The sequence below is a fragment of the Synechococcus sp. R8-2 genome, from assembly GCF_047461715.1.
GTDB lineage: Bacteria > Cyanobacteriota > Cyanobacteriia > Thermostichales > Thermostichaceae > Thermostichus.
The window spans coordinates 1-5,124 of the sequence record NZ_JANSHQ010000266.1 but is presented as its reverse complement, the minus strand read 5'-3'; the positions used below and the strand labels follow the sequence as shown (position 1 = coordinate 5,124).

Annotated in this window: 6 protein-coding genes; 3 read left to right on the top strand and 3 right to left on the bottom strand. The window is 59.2% G+C overall.

The genetic code is table 11. From position 1 onward, the window contains the following. Positions 1-176: 176 nt before the first annotated feature. Positions 177-461 (bottom strand): chlororespiratory reduction protein 7, encoded by a 285-nt coding sequence (locus tag NW819_RS07055; protein ID WP_414407248.1) that lies wholly within the window; start codon positions 459-461, stop codon positions 177-179. Positions 462-584: 123 nt separating this feature from the next. Between NW819_RS07055 and trpS the strand changes: the two genes are divergently transcribed. Further along, positions 585-1,580, top strand: a complete 996-nt coding sequence (gene trpS, locus NW819_RS07050) for a tryptophan--tRNA ligase (protein WP_414331708.1) — start codon at positions 585-587, stop codon at positions 1,578-1,580. A gap of 22 nt (positions 1,581-1,602) precedes the next feature. Here trpS and NW819_RS07045 read toward each other — a convergent pair whose 3' ends face one another. After that, complete coding sequence (locus NW819_RS07045; RefSeq protein WP_414413317.1) at positions 1,603-2,619, bottom strand: DMT family transporter; 1,017 nt, start codon at positions 2,617-2,619, stop codon at positions 1,603-1,605. A gap of 95 nt (positions 2,620-2,714) precedes the next feature. Between NW819_RS07045 and truB the strand changes: the two genes are divergently transcribed. Together truB and apcB are read left to right on the top strand one after the other, a co-directional pair. Beyond that, a complete protein-coding gene (gene truB / locus NW819_RS07040; RefSeq protein WP_414413318.1) occupies positions 2,715-3,614 on the top strand; it encodes a tRNA pseudouridine(55) synthase TruB in 900 nt (299 codons plus the stop codon). A 240-nt stretch (positions 3,615-3,854) separates the two neighbouring features. After that, positions 3,855-4,358, top strand: a complete 504-nt coding sequence (apcB, locus tag NW819_RS07035; RefSeq protein WP_011433791.1) for an allophycocyanin subunit beta — start codon at positions 3,855-3,857, stop codon at positions 4,356-4,358. A 22-nt stretch (positions 4,359-4,380) separates the two neighbouring features. Here apcB and NW819_RS07030 read toward each other — a convergent pair. Beyond that, on the bottom strand, positions 4,381-5,124 hold a 744-nt coding region (locus NW819_RS07030), incomplete at its 5' end, for a TIGR03943 family putative permease subunit (RefSeq protein WP_414413316.1).

Genomic DNA, 5,124 nt, shown 5'->3' with positions numbered 1-5,124 from the left:
TTGACTAGAGTCATGCTCTACTCTTGCGTTGTATCACGCTCAAGGCGGGATCCGAAACACAACCCCGTACTGCCCGCCCCACCTCTGGTGAGGTTTTTGCTATGCCTGCGGGAGGGGAACTGCAACGCTGCTGCAACGAGGCTGCGAACGGCTTGGCCAAGGAACTTCCGAGCCTGTTAAGACCGTGTCGAGGAGCGCTTGCTCAGGCGCACAGGATGCCACTGCACGGTTTCGCCGGGGGAAACTTCGATCTCACAGGCGGTGTCGATCAGCCGCTGTGCCTGCGCTTGAGGGGTGGGATAGCGGGCCAGATCTGCATCCACCAAGTGGGGATGTTCCTGCAACAGCCGCATGAGAAACTCCTGCAATTCCTCGGGGCTGAGAAATTGCTCCGGCAAGCCCGGGATCAGCAGCACATAGTGGTTGGCAGCACGCAACAGTTCGGGTTCAGAGTCTGACATGGTGTGCGGTTGGGCATCTTCCTTCCATCATGAACCAACAGGTTGCGCCTCTCTTGATATCCTGAAAAAGACTTTCCTTGCTCTTGTCCTCCGTCTTGTTGGCGTTTGAGATCTGCTTTCCCTATGGCCAAGCCGCGCACCCTCTCTGGCATTCAGCCCTCTGGCGAACTGCATTTGGGCAATTACTTGGGGGCGATTAAGAATTGGGTGGCCGAGCAGGAGCACTACGAGAACTTTTTTTGCATCGTCGATCAACACGCCATCACCGTCCCTCAGGATCCCAAGCTGCTGAGGGAGCGAACCCGTTCGCTGTTTGCCCTTTATTTGGCCTGCGGTCTCAGCCTGGAGCATTGCGTGCTATTCGTCCAGTCCCACGTGCCTGCCCATACGGAGCTGGCCTGGCTGTTCAACACCATCACCCCCATGAACTGGGCGGAGCGCATGATCCAATACAAGGAGAAGAAAGAAAAACAGGGAGAGGAGACCAGCGTTGGCTTGTTCAGCTACCCGATTTTGCAGGCGGCGGATATTTTGCTCTACCAACCCAAGTATGTGCCGGTGGGGGAGGATCAGCGGCAGCATATTGAGCTGTGTCGGGATATTGCCCGCCGCTTCAATGACCGTTTTGGAGAGGTGTTTCTGATCCCAGAGGCCCTGATTCGTCCGGAGGGGGCGCGGGTAATGAGCTTGACCGATGGTACGCGCAAGATGTCCAAGTCGGATCCCTCGGATTTCAGCCGTATTCATCTGCTGGATGACCCGGATACCATCCGCAAGAAGATCCAAAAATGCAAGACCGACCCCATTCGGGGCATTACTTTTGACGATCCGGCTCGTCCCGAAGCCCACAATTTGTTGACGATTTACATGCTCACCTCCGGCAAAAGCAAGGAGGTGGTGGCGGCTGAGTGTGCCGAGATGGGGTGGGGACAGTTCAAGCCCCTCCTCGCCGACAGCATCATCGCTGCCCTGGAGCCCATTCAGCAGCGCTACCGGGAACTGTGGAGCAACCCCGACCACCTGCTCGTTCTGATTCGGGAGAATGCCGCTAAGGCCCGGGCCATCGCCGAGCAAACGCTACAAAGGGTGAGAGAGGCCATGGGGTTCTTGCCCCCCTAAGGGATCCCTGCCCAAGCTTTGATCAGTCGGGGTTGCCATCGCGGATCTCGACGGTGCTCAAGGCGCTCACCAGCCAGTCTAAACCCAGCTCTGAGAGGATCCCTTTCCAGCCCAGGTGCAGGCGCTCCTGCCATTCTTGCCGGTGGTTAATCAAATACACGCAGACCAGAGTGATGCCCACTCCCAGCCATTGCAGCCGCGTCAGCGATTCCCCCAGAAAGGTGCTGCCAAACAGCAGGGCAAAGATGGGGGTGAGGAAGGTCAGGGAGCTGAACTCGGTGAGGTTTTCCTGAGAGGCGAAATAGAAGAAGAGGGCATAGGCCAAGGCGCTCCCCATCACCGAAGCGTAGAGGAGGCCCAGCCAGTGGATCCCGCTCAGGTGTTGCCATTGCTGAGTCTCCGTCAGTCCCGACAGCAGGATCAAGGGCAGGCTGCCCAACACCATGTGCCAGCCCGTCGCCAGCACCGGATCCGCCACCTCCGCCACCTTGGGCATCATCACGGTGCCGATGGCCATCGACAGGGAGGCCATCAACATCCAAACGACGCCGGCCCCCAACTGCAGGGATCCCTCGCCGGATAGGCCGATGAGGCCAATGCCGAAAACTCCCAGCCCCAGGCTCAGCCAGCCCAGGGATCCCATCCGCTCTCGATAAAACCAGGTGGCCATCAAAGCCACCGCCAGCGGCTGCGAGTCGATTAGCACGGATCCCAGGCCTGCCCCTGTCTCTTTCAGCCCTTGGGCCAAAAATCCCTGAAAACAAGTGCCGTCCACCAGCGCAAACGCCAACACCCATAGCCAGCCGCGCAGCCCTCTGGGATGCCAGGCGTGAGAGGCCGCAGAGCCCCGCCCCTGCCAGAGCCGAAAGGCAAGAACCAGGATCCCTGCCGGCAACAACCGCAGAATGGCAATGAAGAGGGGGGTGGTCTCGGAGAGGGCGTCTCGCATCACCACCATCGCCGAGCCCCACAGGAAAAAGGGGGCAATCATCAGGAGGCGTTGCCAGATAGGCTGAAAGAACAGGTCAGACTGAGCCATAGGTGCTTCAAACTTGGAGACGGAAGTTAACCCCATGTTAAGCGCTGGGGCAGCTCAGTTACAAATCTTAACTGTTGATGCATATTATGCCTGGCATGGGATCCCTGGAGGGCTTTCTCAACCTGGACAAGCCGGCGGCGCTCACCTCCCACGACTGTGTGGCGGCGGTGCGGCAGGTCTTGCGCACCCGCAAGGTGGGGCATGGGGGTACTCTGGATCCGGCAGCAACGGGGGTTTTGCCCATTGCTGTGGGGCGAGCGACACGCTTTTTGTCGTTTTTGTCGGGAGATAAGGTGTATCAAGCAACCTTCCGATTGGGACAGCGCAGCGACACCGACGATGCCGAAGGGCAGATCCGGGTGGGATCCCCTTGTCCTGGGTTGAGTCGCGAGCAGGTAGAGCAGTGCTTGCGGGAGTTTACCGGCGAGATCTGGCAGGTGCCGCCCCTCTACAGCGCCCTTAAGCGCCAGGGGAAAAAGCTCTACCAGTTGGCCCGTGCCGGCGTGGAGGCTGCGGAACTCCAGTTGGAACCCCGACGGGTGGTCATTCGGCAACTGCGCATCCTGGGCTGGCGAGCCGGAGACTTTCCGGAAGTGGATCTGGAAGTTGCCTGTGGCCCCGGCACCTACATTCGTGCCCTTGCCCGCGATGTGGGGGAAAAATTGGGCTGTGGAGGGCTGATGAGCCGGCTGCGACGGCTGCAAAGTGGCCCCTTTCGCATCGCAGAAAGCCTGCCGCTAGAGAGATGGCAGGGATCCGCGGATCCCGCTGCTGCCCTGCTGCCCATCGAGTGGGGATTTGCCGATTGGGGTGCGGTACAGCTCTCTTCCGCCGAAGCGAAGCAGTGGCTGCAGGGTCGGGCCATTCTCCTCGACCGGCCTGTTGTCGATGCCCCTACTTTGCGGGTGCTGGATGAGGAGGGCAAGTTTTTGGGCTTGGGGTACGGTCAGGCAGGTCAGCTCAAGCCGCTGCGGGTGTTGCCGCCGGATCCCTAGAGTGTTGCAGAAAGGTTACATTTTTGTAACAACATTGGCCATTGTCTCAGGGGGAAGCGGGAAAGAAACCCCTGCATGCTAAACTTCTGAGGGCGAAGGGGAGCCTGAAGCGTCGCCGTTGCCGGGCTCTGGCTCGATTTTCCAAGGTTGACCTTTGGATGTTGTCCGGCAAAATCTCTTCTCATTTTTTCATCTCAAGCTACTTTGACAAAATAAAGTCACAAGAATGGAGCTGGGGATATGCGGGATGCCGTAACCACACTGATCAAAACCTACGACCTGACGGGCCGCTACTTGGATCGGGAGGCAATGGATGCGCTCAAGGCTTTTTATGACTCGGGGCTGCGGCGCATCAAGGCCGTAAACGTGATCAATCTCAACTCGGTGGATATCGTCAAAACGGCTGCTGCGGCCATGTTCGCCCAGGTGCCGGATCTCATCCGTCCGGGAGGCAACGCCTACACCACCCGCCGCTACGCCACCTGTTTGCGGGATATGGACTACTTCTTGCGCTACGCTTCCTACGCGCTGGTGGCTGCCGACAACAGCATTTTGGATGAGCGAGTCTTGGCCGGCTTACGGGAGACCTACAACTCCCTCGGTGTGCCCATCGCCCCGACGGTGATTGGCATTCAAAACATGAAAACCCGCACCCTGGAGCTGCTTGGCTCCGGCGAAGACTACAGCTTTGTGGCCGAGCCCTTCGATTACCTGAGCGCCAAGCTGAGCGAAACCGATATCTAAACCGATATCTAAGCGCCTGCTCTTATTCGTCGGCATAGGGGTTTGGCGGCACCGGTATCGGCTCCAGCCGCTCGGCAACGATCACCAACTGAGATAATCCATCCCGCTGCTCCACGGCCATGCGCCCCTCCAGACGCAGCCAACTGTCGGCAGTTAACTGCTCTGCCTCTGGCCAGCGCACCGGCAAGCCCACAGGGTAAGCATCGGCAGCACAGCAGCTAACCAAAAACCGGGCAATAACAAAGTGGTCGGGTTGCTTGTCGGGAATGACGAACCCCTGCACCCGCACCGGCTGGTTCTCATAGGTGTAGGGATCCGGGTAAACATCCAAGGTGCGCACCCAGTCCAGCAGAGTACGCTGACGGGGGTCGAGCTTGGGGCGAAAAGCCTGCGGCTGGCTACGAGATACCCCCAGATAGGGAGATACCCCTCGGTTGAGGGCAGTTTGGCTGGAGAGCGGGCGTGGCTCGACCCAAAACCCCAGCAGTGCTGTCAGGATCAACAGTCCTGCGCCCAGCCGCGGCCCCAATAGTGAGGCATGGACTTCAGAAGAGGCAACTTTGGCTCCTCGCCAACGGCCAATCCCCAAGCCCAACAGACACAGCCCAGCCAACAACGCCACATTCACATAGCCGGGATTGATCAACATCAGCAGGGTGCCCCGCCAGCGATAAACGATCAGCAGGATCCCTAGCAACATCAGCCCAGCCGCCTCCCAGTAGGCCGTATTGCCCCACCGCAGCAGTTTGGACTCCGTCCCGCTGAC